The sequence below is a fragment of the Pseudonocardia sp. N23 genome (assembly GCF_002583555.1).
Lineage (GTDB): Bacteria > Actinomycetota > Actinomycetes > Mycobacteriales > Pseudonocardiaceae > Pseudonocardia.
Genome location: NZ_BEGX01000052.1, coordinates 546769 through 573148, shown reverse-complemented (window position 1 = coordinate 573148; position 26380 = coordinate 546769). Strand labels below are relative to the sequence as shown.

The following is a 26380-nucleotide window of genomic DNA, read 5'->3' as shown; positions in this document are numbered from 1 at the left end:
CTGGCTCGTCCAGATCCTCGAACGGATGGTGCACGGGCAGGGCACCAGTGAGGACGTCGAGACGATGCTCGACATCTGCGACAACATCCTGGGCCGTTCCTTCTGCGCGCTCGGTGACGGCGCGACGAGCCCGATCACCAGTGGCATCAAGTACTTCCGCCAGGAGTTCCTGGACCTGATCGCCGAACAGCCCGCGGTCCCGCGTCCGGAGCAGCTGGCCGAGATGACGGGAGCGAGCGCGTGACCCTGTCGCCGGAGAAGTCCGAGACCAGGCCGGTGCCCGAGGGTCACGTCCGCCTGACGATCGACGGCCTCGAGGTCGACGCCCCGCAGGGTGAGCTGCTGATCCGCACGTGCGAGCGCCTCGGCATCATCGTCCCGCGGTTCTGCGACCACCCCCTGCTCGACCCGGCCGGCGCGTGCCGCCAGTGCCTGGTCGAGGTGGAGATGGGCGGCCGGCCGATGCCCAAGCCGCAGGCCAGCTGCACCATGACCGTGGCCGACGGGATGGTCGTCAGGACCCAGCACACGTCGTCCGTGGCCGACAAGGCCCAGCAGGGCGTCATGGAGCTGCTGCTGATCAACCACCCGCTCGACTGCCCGATCTGCGACAAGGGCGGCGAGTGCCCCCTGCAGAACCAGGCGATGACCTCGGGGCGCACGGACTCCCGGTTCGTCGACACCAAGCGGACGTTCCCCAAGCCGCTGCCGATCTCGACGCAGGTGCTGCTCGACCGCGAGCGGTGCGTCCTGTGCCAGCGCTGCACCCGGTTCTCCGACGAGATCGCCGGTGACCCGTTCATCGAGCTCCTCGAGCGCGGCGCGAAGCAGCAGATCGGTGTCGCGCAGGACCAGCCGTTCCAGTCGTACTTCTCGGGCAACACCATCCAGATCTGCCCGGTCGGCGCGCTCACCAGCGCCGCCTACCGGTTCCGCTCCCGCCCGTTCGACCTGGTGTCGACGCCCGGGGTCACCGAGCACGACTCCAGCGGTGCGGCGATCCGCACCGACACCCGCCGCGGCACCGTGATGCGCCGCCTCGCCGGCAACGACCCCGAGGTCAACGAGGAGTGGATCGACGACCGGACCCGCTTCGGGTTCCGGTACCTCACCTCGGCAGGCCGGATCACCCGGCCGCTGGTCCGCGGGTCGGACGGCGTGCTGGCGGAGACGTCCTGGACCGACGCGCTGCGCGTCGCGGCCGAGGGGCTGCTCGCGGCCCGCGCGGCCGGCGGGATCGGGGTGCTGCCCGGTGGTCGGCTGACCGTCGAGGACGCCTACGCGTACGCGAAGTTCGCCCGTGTCGCCGCGCACACCAACGACGTGGACTTCCGCGCGCGCCCGCACAGCGCGGAGGAGCTGGAGTTCCTGGCGTCGGCCGTCGTCGGGACGACGCCGGAGACCGGCGTGACCTACACGGCGCTCGAGGCCGCCCCGGCGGTCCTCACGGTCGGGCTCGACCCCGAGGAGGAGGCGGGCATCGTCTTCCTCCGGCTGCGCAAGGCCGTCCGCAAGCACGGCCTGCGCGTCTTCCAGCTCGGTCAGTGGACCACCCCCGGTACCCACAAGACCAACGCGACGCTCATCCCGGCGGTTCCCGGCGGGGAGGCCGCGGTCCTGGGCGACCTGGCGGCCACGGGCGGCGAGCTCGTCGACGCTCTGAGCGCCACGGGCGCGGTGATCCTGGTCGGCGACCGGGCCGCAGAGGTCTCCGGCCTCTACTCCGCCGTCGCCGAGCTGGCCGCCCGCACCGGCGCGAAGGTCGCGTGGGTCCCGCGCCGCGCGGGCGACCGGGGCGCGCTGGAGGCGGGCGCCGTCCCGTCGCTGCTGCCCGGGGGCCGCCGCGTCGCCGACGCCGCGGCCCGCGCCGAGGTCGAGCAGCTGTGGGGCATGGCCGAGGGCACGATCGCGGCCACCCCGGGCCGCGACGCCGACGAGATCCTCGCCGCCGCGGCCGACGGAGTGCTGTCGGCACTGGTCGTCGGCGGGGTCGACCCGCACGACCTGTCCGACCCGGCGGGCGCGATCGAGGCGCTGTCGAAGGCCGGCTTCGTCGTCAGCCTGGAGATGCACACCTCGGCGGTCACCGAGCTCGCCGACGTCGTGCTGCCGGTCGCTCCCGACGTGCAGCGCTCCGGCGCCTACGTCAACTGGGAGGGCCGGCGCCGCGAGTTCCGCGTCGCTCTCGACTCGTCGGGCGTGCTGCCCGACTGCCGGGTGCTCGACACGCTGGCCGTCGAGATGGACGTCGACCTGTTCACCCAGACGCCGGCGGCCTCCGCGGGCGACATGGCCCGCGTCGGGTCGGTCGCGGCGTCGGGTGCGGTGCCCGCGGTGGGCGCCGCCGACGCGATCGCCCCCGGCTACGGCCAGGCGGTGCTCGCGACGTGGCGGCAGCTGATCGGTGGCGGCTCGCTGTCGGTCGACGAGCCGCACCTCGCGGGCACGGCCCGGGCCGCGGTGCTGCGGGTCAACCCCGCGACGGCCGAGCGCCTCGGCCTGGCCGAGGGGGTGGACGCGACGGTGCGCACGGCACGCGGCGCGGTGACGCTCCCGGTGGCCTTCGCCGACCTGCCCGACGGCGTGGTGTGGCTACCCGCCAACCCGGTGGACGCCGACGGCGTCCGCACGGCGCTGGGCGCGGGCCACGGCGACCTGGTCGGCGTCACCGGCGCCGGCAACCTTGACGGAGGTGCGGCGTGAACCACACCCAGCAGCTGCTGGCCGACGACCCGATCTGGATCATCCTCATCAAGGTCGTCGGGCTCTTCGCGCTCGGCGTCGTCCTGACGCTCCTCATGATCAACGCGGAGCGCAAGGTCGTCGGGCGCATGCAGCAGCGCCCCGGCCCGAACCGGGTCGGTCCGGGCGGCTGGCTCCAGTCCCTCGCGGACGGGCTGAAGCTGGCGTTCAAGGAAGACATCATGCCGACGCTCGCCGACAAGCGGGTGTACTTCATCGCCCCGGTGATCTCGACGATCCCGGCGTTCGTCGCGTTCTCGGTGATCCCGTTCGGCGGCGAGGTCTCGATCTTCGGTGAGCGCACGGCGCTGCAGCTCGTCGACCTGCCGGTCGGTGTGCTGGTCGTGCTCGCCTGCTCGTCGATCGGCGTCTACGGCATCGTCCTCGGTGGCTGGGCCTCCGGCTCGCCGTACTCGTTGCTGGGCGCGCTGCGCTCGGCCGCGCAGGTGATCTCCTACGAGATCGCGCTGGGCCTGTCGATCGTCGCCGTCATCCTCTACACCGGCTCGATGTCGACGTCGGACATCGTCACCGCGCAGGGCACCGGCTGGTACGTGTGGCTGCTGATCCCGAGCTTCGTCGTCTTCGTGATCTCGATGGTGGGTGAGACCAACCGCGCGCCGTTCGACCTCCCCGAGGCCGAGTCGGAGCTGGTCGGCGGCTTCCACACCGAGTACACGTCGCTGAAGTTCGCGCTGTTCTTCCTCGCCGAGTACGTCAACATGGTGACCGTCTCGGCGATGGCCACGACGCTGTTCCTCGGCGGCGGCCAGATCCCATGGCTGGGCCACCTGTGGTCCGGCTTCGACAACGGCTGGTTCCAGTTCCTCGCCTTCATCCTGAAGACGATGATCTTCCTGTTCCTCTTCATCTGGCTCCGCGGCACGCTGCCCCGGTTCCGGTACGACCAGTTCATGCGGCTGGGCTGGAAGTGCCTCGTTCCACTGTCGCTGCTGTGGATCCTGCTGATCTTCGCGGTCCGCGCCTGGCGCAACAGCGAGTCCGGCGACATCACGACGCTCCTGGTCGCCGGCGGCATCGTGCTCGTCGTCGTCCTGATCGTCGCGTTCCTGGTGCCCGACCGCAGACGTACGGAGGCCCTGCCGATCGAGCTGGGCTCCGACTATCCCGTCCCGCCGCTCGACCTCACGGTGCCGACGCCGCCGCGCGCCCGCACCCGTCGGGTCGCCGGGCCGGCAGGCCGGGAGCCCGCTGCAGTGGGCTCCGGCGACTCCGGGAAGGAGACCGAGTAGATGTCCGAGTTCGTCAACTTCTTCAAGGGATTCGGCGTCACCTTCTCGACGATGTTCAAGAAGGTCGTCACCGAGGAGTACCCGGAGGACTTCCCGCCGGCCGCGCCGCGCTACCACGGGCGCCACCAGCTCAACCGCCACCCGGACGGGCTGGAGAAGTGCGTCGGCTGCGAGCTGTGCGCCTGGGCCTGTCCCGCCGACGCGATCTTCGTCGAAGGCGGCGACAACACCGAGGAGGCCCGGTTCTCCCCGGGCGAGCGCTTCGGCGCCGACTACCAGATCAACTATCTGCGCTGCATCGGCTGCGGGTTGTGCATCGAGGCGTGCCCCACCCGGTCGCTGACGATGACCAACTTCTACGAGATGGCCGACGACAACCGCCAGGACCTGATCTACACCAAGGAGCAGCTGCTCGCGCCGCTGCTGCCGGGCATGGAGCAGCCGCCGCACCCCATGCGCCTCGGTGAGACCGAGCAGGACTACTACGTGCAGGGCCCGAAGCTCGCCCGGGCGTCCGCGGCGGGCGAGAAGAACTCGAACGACCCTGTCGGGGAGCAGAGCCGATGATCACGACGCTCGCGCAGGCCGTGGCCGACTCCGGCGGGCCGATGACGCTCGGCGAGTCGATCGCCTTCTGGATCCTGGGCCCGATCGCCCTCGGTGGCGCGCTCGGCACGGTGCTGGCCCGCAACGCCGTGCACTCGGCGCTGTTCCTGGTCATGACGATGCTCAGCCTGGGCATCCTCTACATGGTCCAGCAGGCGCCGTTCCTCGGCTTCGTGCAGATCATCGTCTACACCGGCGCCGTGATGATGCTGTTCCTGTTCGTGCTGATGCTCGTCGGCCGGGACAGCTCGGACTCGGTCGTCGAGGTGCTGCGCGGGCAACGGCTCGCCGGCCTCGTGCTCGGCCTCGGCCTCGCGGTGCTGCTCGTCTCGGCCATCGCCCGCGCCCTCGTCGAGGTCACCCCCGTGGGCCTCGGCGCCGGCGGCAACGGCTCGACGAACAACCTGCAGGGCATCGGCCGGCTGATCTTCACCGACTACCTGCTGGCCTTCGAGCTGACCTCCGCGCTGCTGATCACCGCGGCCCTCGGCGCGATGGTCCTGGCGCACGCGCAGACGAAGGCGCACGACAAGCCCACCCAGCGCGAGACCGTGCTCGCCCGGCTGCGGGGGCAGCACGCCCGCATCTCCCCGCTGCCCGGCCCGGGCGTGTTCGCGACGGCCAACTCCGTCGCGGTGCCCGCCCTGCTCCCCGACGGCTCGATCGCCCCGGAGTCGCTCTCCGACATCATCGAGTCGACCCCGGTCGAGGAGATCGAGCAGGTGCCGCCCGACCCCCGCGCCCTCACCGGCGGCACCCCCTCGCAGGACGGTGACCGATGACCCCGACGTACTACCTGCTCCTCTCGGCGCTGCTGTTCGCCATCGGAGCCGTCGGCGTCCTGGTGCGCCGCAACGCGATCGTCGTGTTCATGTGCATCGAGCTGATGCTCAACTCGGTGAACCTGACGCTGGTGACGTTCTCGCGGATCAACGGCGCGCTCAACGGCCAGATCATGGCGTTCTTCGTCATGGTCGTCGCCGCGGCCGAGGTCGTGGTCGGGCTCGCCATCATCATGTCGATCTTCCGCACGCGCCGGTCCGCCTCGGTGGACGACGCCAACCTGCTCAAGTACTAGGAGCTCCCCGTGCCTACCCAGCTCCCCGAAGCGGGGCAAGTGGCGGCTGCGAGCGGTGTCGCATCGCTCGCGTGGCTGCTCGTGGTGCTGCCGGCCCTCGGCGCGCTGTTCCTGTTCGTCTCCGGACGGCGCAGTGACCGCTGGGGCCACTGGCTGGGCGTCGCGACGGTCGTCGCCTCGTTCGTCATCGGCCTGCTGATCTTCCTCGACACCATCGGCCTGGACCCCTCGCAGCGCACCCGCGAGGTGTCGGTCTACGAGTGGATCTCCGTCGGCGGCCTGCACATCGACTTCGGCCTGCGGCTCGACCCGCTGTCCCTGACGTTCGTGCTGCTGATCACCGGCGTCGGCTCGTTGATCCACATCTACTCGACCGGCTACATGAGCCACGACCCCGGGCGGCGGCGCTTCTTCGCGCAGCTGAACCTGTTCGTCGCGGCCATGCTGGTGCTGGTCCTCGGCAACAACTTCGTGATGCTCTACCTCGGCTGGGAGGGCGTCGGTCTGGCGTCGTACCTGCTGATCGGCTTCTACCAGGACCGCCCGGCCGCGGCGACCGCCGCCAAGAAGGCGTTCCTGATGAACCGCGTCGGCGACGTCGGGCTCGCGCTGGCGATCTTCCTGCTGTGGCTCGAGCTCGGCACCACGCAGTACACCGAGGTCTTCGCCCGCATCGGCGAGGTGCCGCCGGGCACGACGCTCGCGATCACGATCCTGCTGCTGCTGGGCGCCTGCGGCAAGTCGGGCCAGTTCCCGTTGCAGGCCTGGCTGCCGGACGCGATGGAGGGCCCGACCCCGGTCTCGGCCCTCATCCACGCGGCGACGATGGTCACCGCGGGCGTGTACCTCATCGCCCGCGCCAACCCGATCTACAACCTCAGCGCCGACGGCAGGCTGGTGGTCGCCCTCATCGGCACGATCACACTGCTCATCGGCGCGATCATCGGCTGCGCGTACGACGACATCAAGAAGGTGCTCGCGTACTCCACGGTCAGCCAGATCGGGTACATGATCCTGGCGGTCGGGCTCGGGCCCGTCGGCTACGCGCTGGGCATCGCACACCTGCTGGCGCACGGCTTCTTCAAGGCCGGACTGTTCCTCGGCGCCGGCTCGGTCATGCACGCCATGAACGACGACGTCGACATGCGCCACTACGGCGGGCTCGCCCGGCACATGCCGATCACGTTCGTGACGTTCGGGCTGGGCTACCTCGCGCTGATCGGGTTCCCGTTCCTGTCCGGCTACTTCACCAAGGACGCCATCATCGAGGCCGCGTTCGCGCAGCCGGGGTGGCAGGGCTGGGTGTTCGGCCTCGTCGCCGCGGTCGCCGCGGGTCTCACCGCGTTCTACATGACGCGGCTGATGATCATGACGTTCTTCGGCAAGAAGCGCTGGAAGGACATCAAGGCCCCCGACGGCCACGACTACCACCCGCACGAGTCCGGCATCGCGATGACGTTCCCGATGATCGTGCTGGCCTTCGGCTCGGTCTTCGCGGGCTTCCTGCTCACGCAGGGCCACCGGCTCGCAGAGTGGCTGTCGCCGACCCTCGGCGAGCTCGAGGAGCTGAAGGGTGGCGCACTGCCGCACTCCGTCGTCCCGTGGCTGGTCCTGGGGCTCTCGGCCCTGGGTGTCGTGCTGGCCTACCTGTTCGTCGGCCGCCGGCCCACCCCGGTCGAGCGTCCCGAGCCGGTGTCGCTGCCGGTCCGGGCCGCCCGCAAGGACCTGTACGCCAACGCGATCAACGAGGCGCTCATCGCGCGCCCCGGCGTCTGGCTGACCCGGGCGCTCGTGTTCATCGACAACCGGGGTGTCGACGGCCTCGTCAACGGAACGGCCGCCACCCTCGGCGGCTCGTCCGGCCGGCTGCGCAGGCTGCAGACCGGTTTCGTCAGGTCCTACGCGCTGAGCATGCTCGGCGGTTCGGTCCTCGTCATCGCCGCGTTGCTGGCGGTGAGGTTCGCATGACTGGAGGCTCGTCCGTGCTGCTGCTCGTCCTGCTGCTCGTGCCGCTGGTCGGTGCGGCGCTGGTCGCCCCGATCAGGGAGCAGGTCACCGCCAAGTGGGTGGCCGTCGCGGTGTCGGTCGTCGAGCTCGCGCTCGTCGTCGTCGCCTGGTTCGCGTACTCGGTCCCGGCCGCGCAGGGCGGCACCCGGTTCCAGCTCGAGTTCGCCGTCGACTGGATCCCGGCGTTCGGCACCCGCTTCGCGCTCGGCATCGACGGCTTCGCGCTCGTCATGCTCGCGATCACCGCGGTCCTCGTGCCGATCGTGATGGCGTTCTCCTGGTCGGAGAAGCTCCCCGAGGGGCGCACCCAGTCCGGGTTCTTCGCCCTCGTGCTGGCCACCGAGGGGCTGCTGGTCGGCGTCTTCGCCGCCACCGACGTCTTCCTGTTCTACGTCTTCTTCGAGGCGATGCTCATCCCGATGTACTTCCTGATCGGGCGCTTCGGCGGCCCGCGCAGGCAGTACGCCGCGGTGAAGTTCTTCCTGTACTCGCTGCTGGGCGGGCTGATCATGCTCGCCTCGGTGATCGGGCTGTTCGTCGTCAGCGGTCGCGAGCTGGGCCAGGGCACGTTCACCTGGGTCGAGCTGCAGAAGATGGCGGCGTCGCTGCCCGAGAGCACCCAGATCTGGCTGTTCCTCGGCTTCTTCGTCGCCTTCGCGATCAAGGCGCCGCTGGTGCCGTTCCACACCTGGCTGCCCGACGCCGGTGCCGAGGCCCCCGTCGGGGCCGGCGTGCTGCTCGTCGGCATCCTCGACAAGGTCGGCACGTTCGGTTTCCTGCGCTACTGCCTGCCGCTGTTCCCGCTGGCCTCGCAGAAGCTGGCACCGCTGGTGCTCACCCTCGCGGTGATCGGCATCCTCTACGGCGGCCTGCTGGCGGTCGGGCAGACCGACATGAAGCGCTTCGTGTCCTACACCTCGATCGCGCACTTCGGCTTCATCGCGCTGGGCATCTTCGCCTTCTCGACGCAGTCGATCAGCGGCTCGGTGCTCTACATGGTCAACCACGGTGTCTCGACGGGCATGCTGTTCATGGTCGTCGGCCTGGTGATCGCCCGCGGCGGGTCGCGGCTCGTCGGCGACTACGGGGGCGTGCACAAGGTGGCGCCGCTGCTGGCGGGTGCGTTCCTCGTCGCCGGCCTGTCGTCGCTGGCCCTGCCGGGCACCAACTCGTTCGTGAGCGAGTTCCTGGTGCTGCTGGGCTCGTTCCCCCGCCAGCCCGTCTTCACGATCCTGGCGACCGTCGGCATCATCTTCGCCGCGCTCTACGTGCTCTGGTTCTACCAGCGCACCATGCAGGGCCCGCTGCGCGGTTCGGCCGTGCTCGCCGCCCTCGGCGGTGGCCGCGGTGACGGCCCGGGCACCATGATCGACCCGGCCGTGGCCGCCGAGCGCGGCGCGACCGGATTCCCCGACCTGTCCAAGCGGGAGATCGGCGTCCTGACGCCGATGATCGTGCTGATCCTGGTGCTCGGGTTCTTCCCCGGCCCGGTGCTCGACGTGATCAACCCGACGGCAGCCGCCACGATGACCGAGGTCGGACTCCCCGACCCGGTGGGAGGGGTGTCCCGGTGACCCCGGTTCTTCTCGCGCAGGCGACCGGCGGGGCGATCACCGCGCCGCCGATCGCCTACGGGGCCATCGCCCCCGTGCTGATCGTGCTGGGCGGTGCCTGCGTCGCGGTGCTCGTCGAGGCGTTCCTGCCGCGGCACCAGCGCTGGCCCGTCCAGGTGGCCCTGAGCCTCGTGATCCTCGCCGCGGCGGGTGTCACCCTCGGCGTCCACGCCGGCGGCAGTCCCGCCGCCCTGACGACGCTGGGCGACGCACTGTCCGTCGACAACCCGACGCTGTTCCTGTGGGGCACGCTGCTGCTGCTCGGCCTGGGCAGCATCCTGCTGATCGCCGATCGCTCGGTGGAGCCGGGCGGCGCGTTCATCCCGTCGTCGGCGTCCCGGGCGGCCGCGGCCGGCGGGGGCGGCGAATCCGTCCTCCCGGGCATCGAGGCCGAGGACGACCGCGACTACGGTGAGCCGGGCTCCGCCCCGACGATGCAGACCGAGGTCTTCCCGTTCGCGCTGTTCGCGCTCGGCGGCATGATGACCTTCGTCGCGGCCAACGATCTGCTGACGATGTTCATCGCCCTCGAGGTCCTGTCGCTGCCGCTGTACCTGATGTGCGGGCTCGCGCGGCGCCGCCGGCTGCTCTCGCAGGAGGCGGCCGTCAAGTACTTCCTGCTCGGCGCGTTCGCGTCGGCGTTCTTCCTCTACGGCCTCGCGCTGCTCTACGGCTACGCGGGCTCGGTGAAGCTCTCGGCGATCGCGCAGGCGGCTGCCGGCTCCGACCGCTCCGACACGCTGCTGTTCGGCGGTCTGGCGCTGCTCGTCGTGGGCCTGCTCTTCAAGGGGTCGGTCGGACCGTTCCACACCTGGACGCCCGACGTCTACCAGGGCGCCCCGACGCCGGTCACCGCGTTCATGGCGGCCTGCACGAAGGTCGCGGCGTTCGGCGCGATCTCCCGGGTCCTCTTCGTGGCGTTCGACACCACCCGCTGGGAGTGGCGGGGCGTGCTGTGGGCCGTCGCGATCGTCTCGATGGTCATCGGCGCCGTGCTCGGTCTCACCCAGACCGACATCAAGCGCATGATCGCCTACTCGTCGATCGCGCACGCCGGCTTCCTGCTGCTCGGCTCGATGTCCATCACCGAGCAGGGCGTCTCCGGCACGCTGTTCTACCTGCTGGCCTACGGCTTCACCACGCTCGCGGTGTTCGGGGTCATCTCGCTGGTCCGCGACGCCGACGGAGAGGCCTCGCACCTGTCCCAGTGGGCGGGGCTCGCGAAGAGATCCCCGCTGCTCGCAGGGGTGATGACGTTCCTGTTGCTGGCGTTGGCGGGTATCCCGTTGACGAGTGGTTTCACGGCCAAGTTCGCGGTCTTCGCGGCGGCGCTGGACGACGGGATGGCCCCGCTCGTGATCGTCGCGCTGATCGCCAGCGCGGTCGCGGCGTTCTTCTACCTGCGGGTCATCGTGCTCATGTACTTCAACGAGCCGGCACCCGACGGGCCCACCGTCACGGTGCCCGGAGCGTTCACGACGGCGGCCATCACCCTGGGCGTCCTCGTCACACTCCTGCTGGGCATCGTCCCGTCGCTGGCGCTGGGTATGGCCTCCGGCGGCCCCTTCGTCGGGTGAGTTCGTAGGCTGAAGGGGTGGAGACACACATCGTCGCGGGAGTAGAGGTCGGCGACCCGCTGTTGGCCGCGGTCACGACCGACGGCCTCAAGCGGGTCGAGGACCTCCTGCACCGCGAGGTCCAGGCCGAGTACCACTTCGTCGCGGAGACGTCGCTACACCTGATCGACGCGGGTGGGAAGCGGTTCCGGCCGCTGTTCACGCTGCTGTCGGCGCAGGTGGGGCCCCGTCCCGACAGCGACGAGGTGATCACGGCGTCGGCCGTGGTGGAGCTCGTGCACCTGGCGACGCTCTACCACGACGACGTCATGGACTCGGCCACGATGCGCCGCGGGGCCGAGAGCGCCAACTCCCGGTGGGACAACACCGTCGCAATCCTGACGGGCGACTTCCTGTTCGCGCACGCGTCACGGCTCGTGGCCGACCTCGGCCCCGACGCGGTGCGGATCATCGCCGAGACGTTCGCCGAGCTGGTCACGGGTCAGATGCGCGAGACCCGTGGCCCCGGCCCGGGCGACGACCCGGTGGAGCACTACCTGCGGGTCGTCGCCGAGAAGACGGGGTCGCTGATCGCGACGTCGGGCCGCTACGGCGGCATGTTCTCCGGCTGCACGCCGGAGCAGACCGAGGCGCTGCGCCGTTTCGGGGCGACGATCGGGACGGCGTTCCAGATCTCCGACGACGTCATCGACATCGCGTCGCCATCGGACGACTCGGGCAAGACCCCGGGCACCGACCTGCGCGAGGGCGTGCAGACGCTGCCGATGCTCTACGCGGTGCAGGAGCCGGGGGCCGACCGGCTGCGGCACCTGCTGTCGCGTCCGATCAGCGACGACGCCGAGGTCGAGGAGGCGCTCGACCTGCTGCGCACCGGCCCCGGCCTCGACCGCTCCCGCCAGACGTTGGCGCACTACGCGGAGGACTCCCGCGCGCAGCTGGCCCTGCTGCCCGACTGCCCGGCGACGGCGGCACTCTCGACGCTGACGTCCTACGTCGTCGAGCGCACGGGCTGATCCGCCCACCAGGACCTGCCGGGTCCGGCGCGGGACCGGTTCACGCATCGACGTGACCGGTCCGACGTCGAACCCGACGGTGGGCCCCAGCCCTGCCGGCGGGTGTTCTGGAAGGCCGCGATGCGCCGGCCCGGGCCGGCGGAGGCGTCGTCCGGTGACCCGCCTGCGGAGCGGGGCGGAGGACCGGGTCAGGTCGAGGCCGGGACCCGGAGCATGGGCACGACCGTCGCGAACCCCGCCACCACCATGAACGTGGTGTGGCCGGCGCCGTGACCGAACGTGCCGTGGCCGGACCCCACAGCGTGCCGGCCACCGCTGCCGCCGCGAGGCCGGTGCGGTCGACCGCCCCGGAGGTCGACGGATCCGTGGCGGTCAGGACCTCCATCAGAACACCCGCACGACGCGCCCGCCGGGGTGAACCCGGTCACCCGCACGGGCCGCTCACGAACCGGCGACCAGCTCCAGGACCCGCGCCGCGCAGCCCCACGACCGGCTGCCGCCGTTGCCGCCGTTGCCGTAGTCGTGCACGAAGGGAACCAAGGCCCGACGATCCGCACGCGCCCCGGTGGTCGTGTTGCGGAGCGTGATCCTGTCGTGACACGGCGGTGGTGGGATACGCGCGTGGCCTCGCACGCGTCGCGTCCCCGGCAACGGCTGTCGGTGTGGCTGCTCGCGGTCGTCGTGGTCCCGGCGCTGCTGGGGGGGCTCGCGCTGCTGTGGCCGGCGCCCCGGATCGCCGACGACATCGCCGCCCGGACCTCGGCGGCGCTGGCGGCGGCGGGAATCGCCGGCGTGGGCGTCGGCGTGTCCGGCCGCGACGTCGCCCTCACCGGCGTCCCGCCCGACGCGCTCGACCGGGCGCGCGATGTCGTCGACGGCGTCACCGGGGTGCGGGAGGTGTCGGTGGCCGCGGGCCCGTCGCGACCGGAGCCGGCGGGCCCGGCCGCGGCCGACGTCACCGCGCTCGTCGCCGCCGCACCCGTCACGTTCACCGCGGACAGCGCGGTACTGCAGGGCCCGGCGGCCGACACGGTGATCCGCGTGGGGCAGTGGCTCGCCGCCCACCCGGACGCGCGGGTGCGGCTCACCGGGCACGCCGCCGACACCCCCGGCCCGCCCGCGGTGGCACAGGCGCTGTCGCTGGATCGGGCCCGGGCCGTCGGGGACGCGTTGCGGGCCGCCGGGATCGACGGGTCGCGGATCGCCGTCGAGGGCAGGGGCGAGGCCGACCCGCTGCCGACCGCGGCGGCCAGCAGGCGGGTCGAGATCGTCGCGGGCTAGTTGGTCGCGGGGGAGGAGCCGGCCACGAGAGCGTCGAGGACGTCGTCGGTCGGGGTGTCCGGGTCGACGCCCTACCGCTCCGGCGCGGTCGTCAACGAGTACACCCGCACGGGCTGACCTGCGCGGGGCGCGCGGCGGAACCGTCGACGGGCGGCCCGGCGGCCGATACGGTGACGCGGCCGGCCGAGGTGCGGGGTCGGCGCCGCGGTGGGGGGAGTCGCGATGGCGTGGCTGTTCGGTCAGGTCTGGCTGCTGTGCCTGGTCGCGTTCCTGCTGGGCGCGGCGGCGACGTGGGTGACGTTCGTGGCCCCGGCGCGGCGGGCGGGGCGTCGTCGTCCGACGGTCGACCACGCGTGGAACCCCACGCCACCGACCGGGGTGCGGCAGCCGCACCCGGGGCACACCCGCCCGGCAGGGCAGGAGCCGCCGTCGACACCGCCGCCCGGTGTCCCGCTGGGGTCGCTCAACTCGGCGCTGGCCGCCCTCGACGCGTGGAACGTCCCGTCCGGGGTGCGGCCGGGGACGGCGAAGGAGGCGACGAGCGCGCTGGAACGGCTCGGCGTGGGATCCCAGCCGCCGGACGAGCCGCCGACCGAGGACACACCCGCCGGGCCGGGCCCCGAAGGATCAGAACCCGGCCCCGGCGTGCGGTTCCGCAAGGACGGCCGGCCCGCCGTGCCGACGCAGCACGGGTCGCCGGAGGACTGACCCGGGCTCAGCCCGCGACGGTCCAGGTGTCGCGGCCGTTGAGCAGGGACTGCAGGGACGGCGCGCTGTCGGCGGCCTTCGCCTGCGCCACCTGCGCCCGCGCGGCGTCGTCGTAGGTGGCCCGCGACGAATCGCGGAAGATGCCCGTGACGGTGTGCGTGAGGTCCTGGTCGGACAGCCGCGACAGCGCGAAGGCGAGCTCGTGGCTGCCCGCGTCGTGCACGACGATGTCCGACGGGTCCACCGACGCCGCGTCGACCACCTTCAGCCTGAGCCCGTCGGCCACGACGGCGTGGGTGCCCAGGCCGTCCGCGCCCTCGGAGCCGAAGCGGATCGGCTCGCCGTGGGTGAGCGGGACGATCCGGTTCTCCTTGCCGTCCTTGCGCAGCACGTCGAAGCTGCCGTCGTTGAAGATCGGGCAGTCCTGCAGGATCTCGACCAGCGCGGTGCCGCGGTGCGCGGCGGCCGCGCCGAGGACGGCGGTGAGGTTCTTGCGGTCGCTGTCGATGGCCCGCCCGACGAACGTCGCCTCGGCGCCCAGCGCCATCGACACCGGGTTGAACGGGTGGTCGATCGAGCCCAGGGGCGTCGACTTGGTGACCTTGCCCTGCTCCGACGTCGGCGAGTACTGGCCCTTGGTGAGCCCGTAGATCCGGTTGTTGAACAGCAGGATCTTCAGGTTCACGTTGCGCCGCAACGCGTGGATCAGGTGGTTGCCGCCGATCGACAGGGCGTCGCCGTCGCCGGTGACGACCCACACCGACAGGTCGGGCCGGGTGATGGCCAGGCCCGTCGCGATGGTCGGGGCGCGGCCGTGGATCGAGTGCATCCCGTAGGTGTTGAGGTAGTACGGGAAGCGTGAGCTGCAGCCGATGCCGGAGACGAAGACGGTGTTCTCGCGCTTGATGCCCAGCGTCGGCAGGAAGGACCGGACGGCGGCGAGCACGGCGTAGTCACCGCAGCCCGGGCACCAGCGGACCTCCTGGTCGGAGGTGAAGTCCTTGGCGGACTGCGGCTCCTCGGCGGTGGGCACACCGTCGAGACCGCCGATCCCGGGCAGCCCCAGGTCGACGAGTGCGCCGAGTGCGGGTGAGGTGTGCTGGTCGGTCATGCGTCCACTCCCTGCGGCGCGGAGCCGCGTTCACCGGACGACGGATGGCTGCCGTCCAGGTAGCCGAGGAACACGTCCTGGAGTTCCTCGGCCTTGAACGGCAGGCCCGACACCTTGGTGTAGGACTGCGCGTCGACGAGGTAGCGGGCGCGCAGCAGCATCACGAGCTGGCCGAGGTTCATCTCGGGCACGAGCACCGTCCCGTAGGAGTGCAGGAGCTCGCCGAGGTTGGCCGGGAACGGGTTGAGGTTGCGCAGGTGCAGCGTCGCGACGCGGTGGCCCATGCCCCGCACCCGGCGCGCCCCGGCGACGATCGGCCCGTACGTGGAGCCCCAGCCGACGACGAGGACGTCCGCGTCGCCGGACGGGTCGTCGACCTCCGCGTCCGGGACCCGGATGCCACCGATCTTCTCGGCGCGCAGCCTGACCATCCGGTCGTGGTTGTCGGGCTCGTAGGAGATCGAGCCGCGGCCGTCGGCCTTCTCCAGGCCGCCGATCCGGTGCTCGAGCCCGGGCGTGCCCGGGACCGCCCACGGACGCGCCAGCGTGTCGGCGTCGCGCAGGTAGGGCCAGAACTCGTCGGACCCGTCGGGGGCGTTGGGTTCGGTCGCGAAGTTCGGGTCGACGGACTCCAGCGTCGAGGCGTCCGGGACCTTCCACGGCTCGGAGCCGTTGGCCAGCGCACCGTCGGAGAGCAGGATGACCGGTGTCCGGTAGGTGACGGCGATGCGGGCGGCCTCGACGGCGGCGCCGAAGCAGTCGCCGGGGCTGCGCGGGGCGATGATCGGCAGCGGGGCCTCGCCGTTGCGCCCGAACATGGCCTGCAGCAGGTCGGCCTGCTCGGTCTTGGTGGGCAGCCCGGTCGACGGGCCGCCGCGCTGCACGTCGACGATCAGCAGCGGCAGCTCCAGGGCCACCGCGAGGCCGATCGTCTCGGACTTGAGCGCGATGCCCGGGCCCGACGTGGTGGTGACGCCGAGGGCGCCGCCGAACGACGCGCCCAGGGCCGCGCCGATGCCGGAGATCTCGTCCTCGGCCTGGAACGTCGTCACGCCGAAGGCCTTGTGCTTGGACAGCTCGTGGAGGATGTCCGACGCCGGGGTGATCGGGTAGGAGCCGAGGAACACCGGCAGGCCGGTGACCTGTCCGGCGGCCACGATCCCGTAGGACAGCGCCGTGTTGCCGGTGATCTGGCGGTAGGTGCCGGACTCCAGCTTCGCAGGGGCCACCTCGTAGGTGACGGCGAACGACTCGGTGGTCTCGCCGTAGGCGTGGCCTGCGCGGAACGCGAGGATGTTGGCCTCGGCGAGGTCGGGGCGGCGGGCGAACTTCTCCCGCAGGAACCGTTCGGTGCCCTCGCTGGGCCGGTGGTACATCCACGACAGGAGACCGAGGGCGAACATGTTCTTCGCGCGCTCGGCGTCCTTCTTCGACAGACCGGTCTCCTCCAGGGCGCCCCGCGTCAGCGTCGCCATGGCGACGGGGTGCACCTGGTAGGTGTCGAGCGAGCCGTCCTCGAGCGGGTCGGCCGCGTAGCCGATCTTGGTGAGGTTGCGCTTGGTGAACTCGTCGGTGTTGACGATGAGGATGCCGCCGGGAGGCAGGTCGCCGATGTTGGCCTTGAGCGCGGCGGGGTTCATCGCGACGAGCACGTCCGGCCGGTCGCCGGGGGTGACGATGTCGTAGTTCGCGAAGTGCAGCTGGAACGACGACACCCCCGGCAGGGTCCCGGCAGGTGCGCGGATCTCGGCGGGGAAGTTCGGCAGCGTGGAGAGGTCGTTGCCGAAGGTTGCGGTCTCGGAGGTGAACCTGTCGCCGGTGAGCTGCATCCCGTCGCCGGAGTCACCGGCGAACCGGATGACGACACGGTCACGGGCCAGTGGCGCGGGGCCGGCGTCGGGATGCGAAGGATTACCGACGTCGATGTCGCCAGTCGTCATGCGAGGTCAGTCCTCGGGGTTCGGGGAACCGTGTGATCGGTCACCCGAGGTTAACCCGCTTCTCCCCCGATGTCCCCCCCAGCGGGGGGAGGTCACAGACGTGTCGACGTGCTAACGACTGCTGATCTTCGAGCGGAGCGCTTCGAGGCGTTCGCGGAAGTCGTCCGAATTCACGGTCACGGCCTGCGCCCGGACCTCGACCTCGGTCGCCTGCGCGTGCGTCAGGTCGGCCGTGACGCGCAGCGTCGACTTCGTCGTCGCGATCAGGCCCCGGTCCGCCGCCGCCGCCCGGCCGGCCAGCTCCAGGGCCCCCGCGAGCAGCGCCTCGTCGGAGTCGTAGGCCCGCCAGACCAGCCCGACCCGCTCCGCCTCGGCCGCGTCGAGCACCTCGCAGAACAGCGTCATCGCCGCCGCCCCCTGCGCGCCCAGCGCCCGCTGCGCCATCCATGTGTAGCCGCCGCCCGGGTGCAGGCCCAGCTGGGCGAACCGGGTGTCGAAACGGGCTCGCGGCCCGGCAAGCCGCACGTCGCACGCCAGCGCCAGGTTCAGCCCCGCGCCGACGGCCGCGCCGTTCACCGCGGCCAGCGTCGGCAGCGGGCAGTCCGCGACCGCCAGGAAACCCGAGTACACCTCGCGCAGCACGGCGTGGTCTGCCTCGGCGAGCTCGGCCAGGTCACCGCCCGCGCAGAACGCCGGAGCCTCACCGGTGACGACGATCGCACCGACGCCGTCGTCGGCCGCCGCGGCCCGCACCGCCTCGCCCAGTTTCCGGGAGAGGTCCAGGTTGAGGGCGTTGCGCCGCTGCGGGTTGGACAGTGTCAGCACCGCCACGCGGTCGGTGATCTCGGTGCGGACCTCGGCATGGGCATCGTCGCTCATGCCGCCATCCTGCCCCGCGGGTTACCGTCGGCCGTGCCCGAAGCGACCATCACCACTCCCGCCGCGCGTCCCGTCGCGCATCCCGACGCCCCCGTGCCCGGCCGGCACCTCGGCGAACACCACGAGTACTGCTTCGCGTGCGGGCACAGTGTCGACGGGCTGCGCCTCGACATCGTCGCCGCCGAGGACCTCAGTCTCACCTGCGCCTTCGAGATCACCGACGCCCACCAGGGCGCCCCCGGCCTCGCGCACGGCGGCATCGTCGCGGCCGCGTTCGACGAGATGATGGGTGCGCTGCAGAGCTTCTTCCAGGAGCCTGCCGTCACCGCCTCGCTGACGACGCAGTACCGCAAGCCCATCCCCGTCGGCACCGTTCTGTACATGCGCTCGCGCGTCGAGTCCCGCGAAGGCCGCAAGCTCCGGCTCACCTGCGAGGGCAGGCTCGACGCCCCCGACGGACCGCTGGCCGCCGAGGGCGAGGGGCTGTTCCTCGTCGTGCCGCGGAAGCACTTCGAGGCCGGACGCCGCCAGGAGGTCGTCGCCGCCCGGTCCGAGACCGGCCGGCGTGAGGTGGGTCCCTGACCGTCGCGGAACGCCCGGCACGTCCCGGCCGTTCATCCTGCGGGGCCCACGGTGACCCAGTGGAAGGACGGAACTCCCGTGCACAGGCACATGAACGGGCTGAAGACCGCGCTGCTGCTCGGCGCGATGAGCGCGATCGTCGTGCTCGTCGGGTCGCTGTTCGGCCGCGCCGGTCTCGTCGTCGCCGTGCTCGTCGCACTCGGGATCAACGCCTACGCCTACTTCAACTCGGCGAAGATGTCGTTGCGCGCCATGCACGCCCGGCCCGTCACCGAGCCCGAGGCGCCCGCGATGTACCGGATCGTGCGTGAGCTCAGCCGCGCCGCCCGCCAGCCCATGCCGCAGCTCTACATCAGCCCCACCAGCGCCCCCAACGCCTTCGCGACGGGCCGCAGCCCCCGCCACGCCGCCGTCTGCGCCACGACGGGCCTGCTCGAGCTGCTCGACGAACGCGAGCTGCGGGCCGTCCTCGGACACGAGCTCAGCCACGTCCACAACCGCGACATCCTGATCTCCTGCGTCGCCGGGGCACTGGCGTCGATGGTGAGCTTCCTGGCCAACATGGCGATGTTCGCCGGCCTCGTCGGCGGTGGCGACGAGGACCGCCCCGGCGTCCTCACGACCGTCCTGCTGGCCCTGCTCGGGCCGATCGCCGCCGCCGTCGTGCAGATGGCGGTGAGCCGGGGCCGCGAGTACCAGGCCGACGCCTCCGGTGCCGAGCTGACCGGCGACCCGCTGGCGCTGGCGTCGGCCCTGCGCAAGCTGGAGCGCGGCACCCAGCTCGCCCCGCTCCCGCCCGACCCGCAGCTGGTCTCGCAGTCGCACCTGATGATCGCCAGCCCCTTCCGGGCCGGTGAGCACATGGCCCGGATGTTCTCGACGCACCCGCCGATCGAGGACCGCATCCGCCGGCTGGAGGAGATGGCCCGCCGCGGCTGAGCGGCGGCCGGCGCGGCCGGCCGGCAGGGCGCACCCGAGCGCAACCTCGGCGCTGACGTACGGCCCGACGACGACCCGGAGGCTGCGGCCGGGTCAGCCCGTCCCGAGCGGCACCGTCCACTCCAGCCAGGCCTGCCACGCCTCCGTGAGCGCCTCCACGTCGGGGGCCGGGTCGCCGTAGACGTAGTGGTACGCGCTGACGCCGCACCCCGACTCCCCCTCCGCGCCGATCCGGTGCAGCCCGCGCGCGGAGCGGACGCCGAGGAACTCGTCGGTCGAGACGTCGACGATCCCCGTGATCGGCACGATCCCCTCGGGGCTCAGCGTGATCGTGTCGCCGACGGCCGGCGGCCCGTCGAGGCCGAGCCCCGTGCGCAACACGGGCCACAGTGTCGACGCTCCGCCGTCGGCCCACGCCATCGTGACGACGTTGGCGACGGGCAGGCCCGCGAAGTGCGCCAGGTACTGCTGCAGGTTGAACAGGAACAGCGCCCAGCCGGCGTCGAAGCTGCCGTACTCGCCGTCCCAGTCGGCGCCGTCGAGGAACCCGCTCTGGACGAACCGCAGCACCGTGCCGCCGCCGTCGCGGGTCTCGACGAGGAACTCGCAGGCGTAGTCGGGCCTGCCGTCCGCCGGCGGCTCTGCCGTCCCGGAGGCGAAGCGGCGCAACGGCTCCCAGGCAGTGACCCGGCCGGTGTCGGCGAAGCCGCCGCCGAAGTCGGCCGACATCGTGCCGCCCTCGCGTTCCTCGACGCGGTGCGGCACGAACCAGGTGGCGATCCCGGGGCCCGTCGCGATCGCCTCCCACACCTGCTCGGGGGTGGCGTCGAGCTCGATCTCCCTGCGGAGCTCCCTCTTCGCGCGGTCATCGGCGGGCATCGGTCGCCTCCTGGGCGGGCGGGATCGGGTGGACGGCGAGCACGACGCGGTGCGTGCGGCCGGTCGGGGTGGAGTCGTCGTGGTAGCGGGCGACGAGCGTGGTGACGGCCTCGGTGAGCTCTGCGGCGAACGCGGCCCGTGCGGCGGGTGAGGCGAACCGGACCTCACCGTCGACGGCGAAGGTCGCGACCGGCTTGCCCTCCGTCGCCGCCCCGGACAGCAGGGCGCCGACCTCCCGCACGACCCGCGCAGCAACGGCCAGCAGCCACCGCGCCGACAGCCGGTCGGGCTCGCGGCCCGGGTCGGGAGCCAGCGCGGGCAGCGTGGTGGGGGAGATGACGTAGCTCGCCGCGGTGGCCCGCAGGACACGCTCGGTCATGTTCCCCCGTCGCCGCTCCTCGACGAGCTCGACGAGACCGTGCTGCTCCAGCGCGCGGAGGTGGTAGTTCACCTTCTGCCTGGTCAGCCCGACCTTCGCGGCCAGCGTCGTGGCCGATCCGGGTTCGGTGAGCTCGGCCAGCAGCCGGGCCCGGACGGGGTCGAGAGCAACCTCCGCGGCGGCGGGGTCGTCGATGACGGCGACGTCGAGCACCGCCCGAAAGTGTCACCGACAATAACATTTGTCAAGGCGGGCCGTGGTGCGCGGCGGGGCCGTGCGCGCGGTGCGGGGGAGTTCGGGGTGGGGGTGCGGTATCAGGGGGTGCGGCCGAACAGGGCCAGCAGGCGCTCCTGGGGTCCTGCGGTGGGGCCGGTCCCGCCGACCGGGCCGATCACGTCGATCTCCAGGTAGAGGTCGCGGGTGCCGCGGTCGAACCAGTCGAGCAGGGTCGCGACCGTCTCCTCGTCGAGGCGCTCGTCCGTCCCGAGCGCGCGGGCCATGTCCCAGGCGTGCACGAGATGGTCGGCCGCGAGCTGCGTCAGGTACTCGCGGGCCGGCCGGTCACCGAAGGAGAGATGCACGACCTGGTCGGGATCGGCGGCCTGCACCGCCGCCAGGGCCGTCTCCGCGGCCTCACCGTGCGTCGCAACGGGATCGGCGCCCAGCAGGTCGCCGTCGAACCGGTCGCCGACCTGCCCGACCGTCGCCCCGCCCAGCAGCTCGGGGGTCCAGCGCTCCTCGTTCACCAGGTGGTTGACGAGGCCGCGGACATCCCAGTCGGGGCACGGCGTCGGCGCGGCCCACCGGTCGCCGACCTCGTGCACCCGCGCCGCGAACTCCGCGCTGGCCCGTCGGTAGATCTCGGCCGGCTCCATGCTCGATCACCTCACGTCGTCGGGGATGCCGGGACACCGGCGGCCCCGAGCATGCCCCAGCTCAGCCCGAGTCGGCCGGTTCGCCGGGCCGGTGGGTCCCGAAGGTCCGCTCCACACCGCCGGGGTCGACGACGCGGCTGCGATGGTTGCCCCGTTCCGACGTCAGCGCCGCCCAGACCTCGTCACCGCCCGCCGCGACCGCCCGCGCGTGGGCCGCGTCCACCGCGGCGTCGTCGGCGAGGGCCAGGTACAGGCTGATGCCGCAGGTGTCGCCCCTGCGCTGCGGGCGCTCGTATCCCTCACGGTCGGTGAACACGATGACGACGACATCCCGACCCGGTGCTCGGAGTGCGCGATGCCGCCGTCGTCGTCCGGGACGATCGAGGTCGTCCCGATCGCGAGGGCCTCCCGCAGCCAGGCGATCGCGCGGTGGGCGTCGCGGTAGCCGGGCACGGCCGAGAGCGTGGTGGTCTGCGTCATGCGACCGACCCTGCCGGGACGCGTGGCCACATCCCGTCCGCACGTCTGCGGCCCGTCGGGAAAGTGTCGGCGGGGTAGGCCATGCTGGCGACGTGGACCTCCGGGACGTCGCCACCACCAGCGAGTACGGCGTGGTCGGCGTGCGCGATGTCGACTTCACGCTCGACCGGTTCGCACCCGCGGCCGACCTCGCCCACCTCGTCGAGCGGCACTGGCTCGTCTCCTGGGAGCTGCCCGGGGACCGCACCGCGTCGGTCACCCTGCTGGGGCACCCGTGCATCAACGTGGTGCTCGACGGCGGGACGCTCAGCGTCGCCGGGATCGGGACGGGCCGGTTCACCTACGTCTACCGCGGTGTCGGCTGGGTGTTCGGCACCAAGTTCCGGCCGGGCGCCTTCCAGCCCTTCCTCGCGTCGTCGGTCGCCGGCCTCACCGACTCCGGGATGCTCGCCGAGCAGCTCTGGGGTCCGCCCGCCGTGGCGCTCGCCGCGTCGATGACCGGGCCGGCCGAGGAGCTGATCACGCAGGTCGAGGACTTCCTGCGGGCCCGGCTGCCCGAGCCCGACCCCCAGGTCGAGCTCGTCGGGCGCATCGTCGCCGACCTGCTCCACGACCGCACGATCACCCGCGTCGACGACGTGGTGTCCCGCTTCGGCATCCCGCCGCGCCGGCTGCAGCGGCTGTTCTCCCGCTACGTCGGGGTCAGCCCGAAATGGGTGCTGCGCCGCTATCGGCTGCACGAGGCCGCCGCCCGCCTCGCCGAGGAGCACGACAAGCCGTGGGCCGAGGTCGCCGCGGAGCTCGGCTACTTCGACCAGTCGCACTTCATCCGTGACTTCACCGCGGCCATCGGCATGACACCGGTCGCGTACGCGAGGGCGTGCCGCCGGCAGGAAGCAGCGGTCTCCACCTAGAACCCGTTCCGGGCGGCAGGGCCGCTCGGGGCAGCGGATGCGGCCGGACGGCCCATGACCTGTGGCTACGGGTTGACGGCCCCCCTCACCCCACCCGACGCTGCGAGCATGTGCCGTCCGCTCCCACGGTCAATGCGCCGCCACCCCTCGCGGGTGGCGGCGCCCGGCCGGGACGCCTGGTGACCCTCACCGGCTGGCTGGTCGTCGCCGTCGTGTGTGTCGTCGCCGGGGTGGTGCTGCTCGTCCTGGACCGTCGGCGGCGCTCCTCCGCCGAGGCCGGCGCGACGGGGCCGCGCGCTGCATCCGGCCCGGCGGAGCCGGCCGCCGCGTCCGGTCCGACGACGCCCACCGCCGACGAGGCGACCGCGACCTCCGACGGCGAGCCCGGCTCACTGTTCCGGCCGAACACCCCGCCCTGACGTCACGGGACGACGCCCGCCGCGACCACCGGCACATGCTGCGCCGGTTCGGTCGTCCGCGGTGCCGCACACGTGTCGGCGCCACCCGGGTGCCGGACGTCGCCGCCGGTGCGCAGGGTCCCGAGCGACGCCGGGCAGTCCTGCTCGTCGGGCCGCGACACCGCGACCTGCGTCGACGGCTGGTGTCCGGGGACGTGCTCGGCGGAGTGCGCGTGCGGGTTCCGGATGTGGGTGACCATGTGCCCGAACGCCACCGCCTCGTTCGCGACGTACATCGTGATGCACGTCGCCACCACGAGGAACGCTGCGCGAACCGCGATCCAGCGGGTCGTCGTGCGGGTCATGTCGTCCTCCTCGGGCCGTACGCCTTCCGAGGACAAGGCTCCCGCCGACGACGAACGAAATCGCTGGTGAAACCCCCCGATCGCGCGGGGCGGAACTCCCGACTCCCGGGGTGGTGCCAGCCCCACCCCCGGGGTTTCCCCGGGCCCGGGCTTCGTAGGGCGCCCGGCGCAGCGTGGCGAGATCGGTGGGGGAGCCGGGCGCCATCCGCGCAGCGACAGCGACACCACAGGCTCCGGCAGGTCCGCGGCCAGCTCGTCGAGGGCGCCGGCCGTCGCCCGGGTCGCCGACGTCCGCCCCCGGGTGGTCATGTCCGCGAGCGCGGCGTCGTCGAGATCGGCGCCGTCGTGGTGCACGGGTGCGGCCGGCACGCCGGGCTCGACGAGCTCGATCACTGCCGGTCGACCACACGATGGTCCGCCGTCGCGGAGACCACGACGGCCCAGACGAGGTGGTGCGCCACCCCGATCCACACGGCGGCGGCCTGTGCCGCGCGCCCCGGTGATCACGGCGGCGCGTTGCGAACGGCCGGCCGGCACGATCGCCGGCCGGCCGCGTCGACCTCAGCGGTAGTTCGTGAACTGAAGCGCGATGCCGAAGTCCTTGCCCTTCAGCAGCGCGATGACGGCCTGCAGGTCGTCCTTCTTCTTACCCGAGACGCGCAGCTGGTCGCCCTGGATCTGCGCCTGGACACCCTTGAACTTCTCGTCCCGGATGGCCTTGCTGATCTCCTTGGCCTTGTCCGACTCGATCCCCTGCAGGATCTTGCCGCTGACCTTGTAGACCTTGCCCGACACGGCGGGCTCGTCCACCTCGAACGCCTTCAACGAGATGTTGCGCTTGATCAGCTTCTCCTTGAAGACCTCCACCGCGGCCTTGGCCCGCTCCTCGGTCTCCGACTCGATCGTGATCGCCTCCTCGCCGGACCAGGAGATCCCGGTTCCGGTGCCGCGGAAGTCGAACCGCTGCGACAGTTCCTTCGCGGCCTGGTTGAGGGCGTTGTCGACCTCCTGCCGGTCGACCTTGCTCACCACGTCGAACGACGGGTCGGCCATGCGTGTCCTCCTAGAGCCGGGCCCCTGCATGGGCCCGAGATCGGCTGTCGTATCCTTCTCCCCGCGCCCAGCGCACCCCGGCAGGTTGCCCGAGTGGCCAAAGGGAGCGGACTGTAAATCCGTCGGCTTAGCCTACGAAGGTTCGAATCCTTCACCTGCCACACCCTGTGAGAACGGCCCCTGAACTGCGGAAACGCGGTTCAGGGGCCGTTCTTGCGTGGTCCGGTCGTGTCCGGCTCGTGACCGGTGATCATGGATACTCACGGACCGTTTACGGACCAGCTACCTCGGCCTGATGGTCGGAGGGCGTCATCTCACGAGCTACGAGCTCGGCCGCGTCGCTACTCCTGCGCGTTTCCGAGTCGGATCGCGCCGAACTCCAACGTGCATGCGACGACCGCTGCCCAGAACGCGCCCAGGCGGGGCAGTACGCGGAGCTGGATGCCGTCGGCCTCGTGGAGAGCCAGGAGGTCGCCGACCTTCTCCGGCGGCCCAGCGGGCGAACGGCCTTCATGGTGACGAATGCAAGCGGCTCAGGCTCACCGAACGGCTCGACGGCGTCAGCGGGGAGCCGGTAGGCGAACAGGTCGACGCAACGGCTGCGCCACAGTTCTTCTCGGTCATCGTCCCGGACGAGAGATGGTCCGTCGTCCATCCGGGGGGCGGGTCAACCGAGGACCGGCAGCCCGCGGTTCCGCGTCTGCGCGGTGTCGTGGTCGGCCCGCGCCCGACCAGTATGCAGGTCCAGTCGCTCCAGCCTGACGGGAGCCGTTGCGCGGCAGGCGCTTCGATCATGCTGCGGACCAGTCGTATCGACTCCGCGGTGGGCGTGCCGAGGCCGACGTCCAGGTGGTGCACGGCGAGCTCCACCGCCCATGTCGCGCGGAAGTCACCGCTCGTGAGCGCCCGGCCCTGGAGCGGCACGGCGCCGACCGGCATCCGCGTCACCGCGGCGCGTGTCGCATCGGCAGCGGACCGGAGCGGGCGACCGTGCCCCGCCGCGAGGGGCCGCGGGCATCGACACCGACATGAGTGCTGTGGACGGCGCGTCCAGCAGCACTCACGTCGGGCTCGGCGATCAGGTCGGCGGTGCGGGTGAGCAGTTCGGTGAGGTGGAGGAGGACGGGCAGCCGGTCGGGCCAGGGGGACGTCGGGGTGGCGCGCCAGTCCGGTGCCGAGCATGGCGATCGCCCGGGCCTCGTCGCCGTGGGCGTCGACCTGGCGGGCGGCGTTCTCCAGTACGCGCGCCAGTCCCCCGCCGGCGGGGCGACCTCGTCGTCATCGCGGCCGGAGGCGACCCGCACCCAGTCCCGCCGGGGTCGACGATCGTGAACCCGCCGGCCCTTCCCTGCTTGCGGCGGGGCCGGGTGATGCGCAGGATGCCGGTCGTCGGGAGCTTCCCGTCGTGGGCGCGCAGGCCGCCGGCGACGGCGTCGAACAGCGCCGGGGATCTGGACGATCACGCTGCCCGGCGAGGTGGCCGGGTCGTGGGCGTCGAGACCGAAGAAGTGCAGGTCGACGGGGCGTCGCCGGAGCTCGGCGTAGATGTTGGGGCGGGCCTGGCGGTAGGTGACCTCGAAGCCGAGCGCCTCCCGGAAGCGGACGACGTCGTCGAGGGGCCGGCTCGCGAGAATCGGGACGATCTTCGCGTTCGCCACGTTCCCGACCCCTACGGCGGGGCCGATCGGGGGACACCGGGATCGTCCGT

Annotated in this window: 27 protein-coding genes and 1 tRNA gene; 17 read left to right on the top strand and 11 right to left on the bottom strand. The window is 72.1% G+C overall.

Annotation, left to right across the window (positions count from 1 at the left end; all coding sequences use genetic code 11):
- The 12 genes from TOK_RS16345 to TOK_RS16290 all read left to right on the top strand — a co-directional run.
- Positions 1 to 244, top strand: a 244-nt coding sequence (locus TOK_RS16345) for an NADH-ubiquinone oxidoreductase-F iron-sulfur binding region domain-containing protein (protein WP_305775564.1), incomplete at its 5' end; no start/stop codon positions are given.
- Positions 241 to 2703, top strand: coding sequence for an NADH-quinone oxidoreductase subunit G (locus tag TOK_RS16340; protein WP_098958672.1), 2463 nt, complete (start codon positions 241 to 243; stop codon positions 2701 to 2703). The genes TOK_RS16345 and TOK_RS16340, both read left to right, overlap by 4 nt.
- Entirely contained in the window at positions 2700 to 3995 is a 1296-nt protein-coding gene (gene nuoH, locus TOK_RS16335; RefSeq protein WP_098958671.1) for an NADH-quinone oxidoreductase subunit NuoH, read from the top strand. The genes TOK_RS16340 and nuoH overlap by 4 nt, the downstream gene beginning before the upstream one ends.
- A complete protein-coding gene (gene nuoI, locus TOK_RS16330) occupies positions 3996 to 4562 on the top strand; it encodes an NADH-quinone oxidoreductase subunit NuoI (protein WP_098958670.1) in 567 nt (188 codons plus the stop codon).
- A complete protein-coding gene (locus TOK_RS16325) occupies positions 4559 to 5383 on the top strand; it encodes an NADH-quinone oxidoreductase subunit J (protein WP_098958669.1) in 825 nt (274 codons plus the stop codon). Before nuoI ends, TOK_RS16325 begins: the two co-directional genes overlap by 4 nt.
- A complete protein-coding gene (nuoK, locus tag TOK_RS16320; protein ID WP_098958668.1) occupies positions 5380 to 5679 on the top strand; it encodes an NADH-quinone oxidoreductase subunit NuoK in 300 nt (99 codons plus the stop codon). Before TOK_RS16325 ends, nuoK begins: the two co-directional genes overlap by 4 nt.
- A 9-nt stretch (positions 5680 to 5688) precedes the next feature.
- Complete coding sequence (gene nuoL / locus TOK_RS16315; RefSeq protein WP_172457585.1) at positions 5689 to 7647, top strand: NADH-quinone oxidoreductase subunit L; 1959 nt, start codon at positions 5689 to 5691, stop codon at positions 7645 to 7647.
- A complete protein-coding gene (locus TOK_RS16310) occupies positions 7644 to 9260 on the top strand; it encodes an NADH-quinone oxidoreductase subunit M (RefSeq protein WP_098958666.1) in 1617 nt (538 codons plus the stop codon). The genes nuoL and TOK_RS16310 overlap by 4 nt, the downstream gene beginning before the upstream one ends.
- Positions 9257 to 10876, top strand: a complete 1620-nt coding sequence (nuoN, locus tag TOK_RS16305) for an NADH-quinone oxidoreductase subunit NuoN (protein WP_098958665.1) — start codon at positions 9257 to 9259, stop codon at positions 10874 to 10876. Before TOK_RS16310 ends, nuoN begins: the two co-directional genes overlap by 4 nt.
- Before the next feature lie 17 nt (positions 10877 to 10893).
- Complete coding sequence (locus TOK_RS16300; protein ID WP_098958664.1) at positions 10894 to 11889, top strand: polyprenyl synthetase family protein; 996 nt, start codon at positions 10894 to 10896, stop codon at positions 11887 to 11889.
- 621 nt (positions 11890 to 12510) lie between these two features.
- Positions 12511 to 13170 carry an OmpA family protein gene (locus TOK_RS16295; RefSeq protein ID WP_141566416.1) on the top strand — a complete coding sequence of 220 codons (660 nt, stop codon included), beginning with the start codon at positions 12511 to 12513 and terminating at the stop codon, positions 13168 to 13170.
- A 222-nt stretch (positions 13171 to 13392) separates the two neighbouring features.
- Positions 13393 to 13878, top strand: a complete 486-nt coding sequence (locus TOK_RS16290) for a hypothetical protein (protein ID WP_098958662.1) — start codon at positions 13393 to 13395, stop codon at positions 13876 to 13878.
- Between the two features lie 7 nt (positions 13879 to 13885).
- On the opposite strand, the gene TOK_RS16285 is transcribed toward TOK_RS16290, so the two are convergent.
- The 3 genes from TOK_RS16285 to TOK_RS16275 all read right to left on the bottom strand — a co-directional run bounded on the left by TOK_RS16285 (position 13886) and on the right by TOK_RS16275 (position 17808).
- The gene (locus TOK_RS16285; protein WP_172457584.1) at positions 13886 to 14989 is read right to left on the bottom strand and encodes a 2-oxoacid:ferredoxin oxidoreductase subunit beta; all 1104 of its coding nucleotides are present in this window, start codon (positions 14987 to 14989) and stop codon (positions 13886 to 13888) included.
- Entirely contained in the window at positions 14986 to 16929 is a 1944-nt protein-coding gene (locus TOK_RS16280) for a 2-oxoacid:acceptor oxidoreductase subunit alpha (RefSeq protein ID WP_098958661.1), read from the bottom strand. Before TOK_RS16280 ends, TOK_RS16285 begins: the two co-directional genes overlap by 4 nt.
- 111 nt (positions 16930 to 17040) lie before the next feature.
- The gene (locus TOK_RS16275; protein WP_098958660.1) at positions 17041 to 17808 is read right to left on the bottom strand and encodes an enoyl-CoA hydratase; all 768 of its coding nucleotides are present in this window, start codon (positions 17806 to 17808) and stop codon (positions 17041 to 17043) included.
- 33 nt (positions 17809 to 17841) lie between these two features.
- On the opposite strand from TOK_RS16275, the gene TOK_RS16270 reads away from it, so the two are divergent.
- Positions 17842 to 18390: a PaaI family thioesterase gene (locus tag TOK_RS16270; protein WP_098958745.1), complete on the top strand. Its 549-nt coding sequence runs from the start codon at positions 17842 to 17844 to the stop codon at positions 18388 to 18390.
- A gap of 78 nt (positions 18391 to 18468) precedes the next feature.
- Complete coding sequence (gene htpX, locus TOK_RS16265) at positions 18469 to 19329, top strand: zinc metalloprotease HtpX (protein ID WP_098958659.1); 861 nt, start codon at positions 18469 to 18471, stop codon at positions 19327 to 19329.
- A gap of 93 nt (positions 19330 to 19422) precedes the next feature.
- Here htpX and TOK_RS16260 read toward each other — a convergent pair whose 3' ends face one another.
- The 4 genes from TOK_RS16260 to TOK_RS16245 all read right to left on the bottom strand — a co-directional run bounded on the left by TOK_RS16260 (position 19423) and on the right by TOK_RS16245 (position 21778).
- A complete protein-coding gene (locus tag TOK_RS16260) occupies positions 19423 to 20208 on the bottom strand; it encodes an SRPBCC domain-containing protein (protein ID WP_098958658.1) in 786 nt (261 codons plus the stop codon).
- Positions 20195 to 20800: a helix-turn-helix domain-containing protein gene (locus TOK_RS16255; RefSeq protein ID WP_098958657.1), complete on the bottom strand. Its 606-nt coding sequence runs from the start codon at positions 20798 to 20800 to the stop codon at positions 20195 to 20197. The genes TOK_RS16260 and TOK_RS16255 overlap by 14 nt, the downstream gene beginning before the upstream one ends.
- A 101-nt stretch (positions 20801 to 20901) precedes the next feature.
- Positions 20902 to 21462 (bottom strand): TIGR03086 family metal-binding protein, encoded by a 561-nt coding sequence (locus TOK_RS16250; protein ID WP_098958656.1) that lies wholly within the window; start codon positions 21460 to 21462, stop codon positions 20902 to 20904.
- A gap of 61 nt (positions 21463 to 21523) precedes the next feature.
- Positions 21524 to 21778, bottom strand: coding sequence for a hypothetical protein (locus TOK_RS16245; protein ID WP_098958655.1), 255 nt, complete (start codon positions 21776 to 21778; stop codon positions 21524 to 21526).
- Positions 21779 to 22034: 256 nt separating this feature from the next.
- Between TOK_RS16245 and TOK_RS16240 the strand changes: the two genes are divergently transcribed.
- Both TOK_RS16240 and TOK_RS16235 read left to right on the top strand, forming a co-directional pair.
- Positions 22035 to 22856 carry an AraC family transcriptional regulator gene (locus TOK_RS16240; protein WP_098958654.1) on the top strand — a complete coding sequence of 274 codons (822 nt, stop codon included), beginning with the start codon at positions 22035 to 22037 and terminating at the stop codon, positions 22854 to 22856.
- 179 nt (positions 22857 to 23035) lie between these two features.
- The gene (locus tag TOK_RS16235) at positions 23036 to 23275 is read left to right on the top strand and encodes a hypothetical protein (protein ID WP_098958653.1); all 240 of its coding nucleotides are present in this window, start codon (positions 23036 to 23038) and stop codon (positions 23273 to 23275) included.
- 2 nt (positions 23276 to 23277) lie between these two features.
- On the opposite strand, the gene TOK_RS32650 is transcribed toward TOK_RS16235, so the two are convergent.
- Complete coding sequence (locus tag TOK_RS32650; RefSeq protein WP_172457583.1) at positions 23278 to 23619, bottom strand: hypothetical protein; 342 nt, start codon at positions 23617 to 23619, stop codon at positions 23278 to 23280.
- A gap of 561 nt (positions 23620 to 24180) precedes the next feature.
- A complete protein-coding gene (locus TOK_RS16225) occupies positions 24181 to 24672 on the bottom strand; it encodes a YajQ family cyclic di-GMP-binding protein (protein WP_098958652.1) in 492 nt (163 codons plus the stop codon).
- Between the two features lie 79 nt (positions 24673 to 24751).
- On the opposite strand from TOK_RS16225, the gene TOK_RS16220 reads away from it, so the two are divergent.
- Positions 24752 to 24833, top strand: a tRNA-Tyr gene (locus TOK_RS16220).
- 180 nt (positions 24834 to 25013) lie between these two features.
- Here the strand turns inward: TOK_RS16220 and TOK_RS35385 are convergent.
- Together TOK_RS35385 and TOK_RS16215 are read right to left on the bottom strand one after the other, a co-directional pair.
- Positions 25014 to 25196: a DUF6886 family protein gene (locus tag TOK_RS35385; RefSeq protein WP_374754900.1), complete on the bottom strand. Its 183-nt coding sequence runs from the start codon at positions 25194 to 25196 to the stop codon at positions 25014 to 25016.
- 420 nt (positions 25197 to 25616) lie between these two features.
- Positions 25617 to 26330 carry a hypothetical protein gene (locus tag TOK_RS16215; protein WP_098958651.1) on the bottom strand — a complete coding sequence of 238 codons (714 nt, stop codon included), beginning with the start codon at positions 26328 to 26330 and terminating at the stop codon, positions 25617 to 25619.
- Between the last annotated feature and the right edge of the window lie 50 nt (positions 26331 to 26380).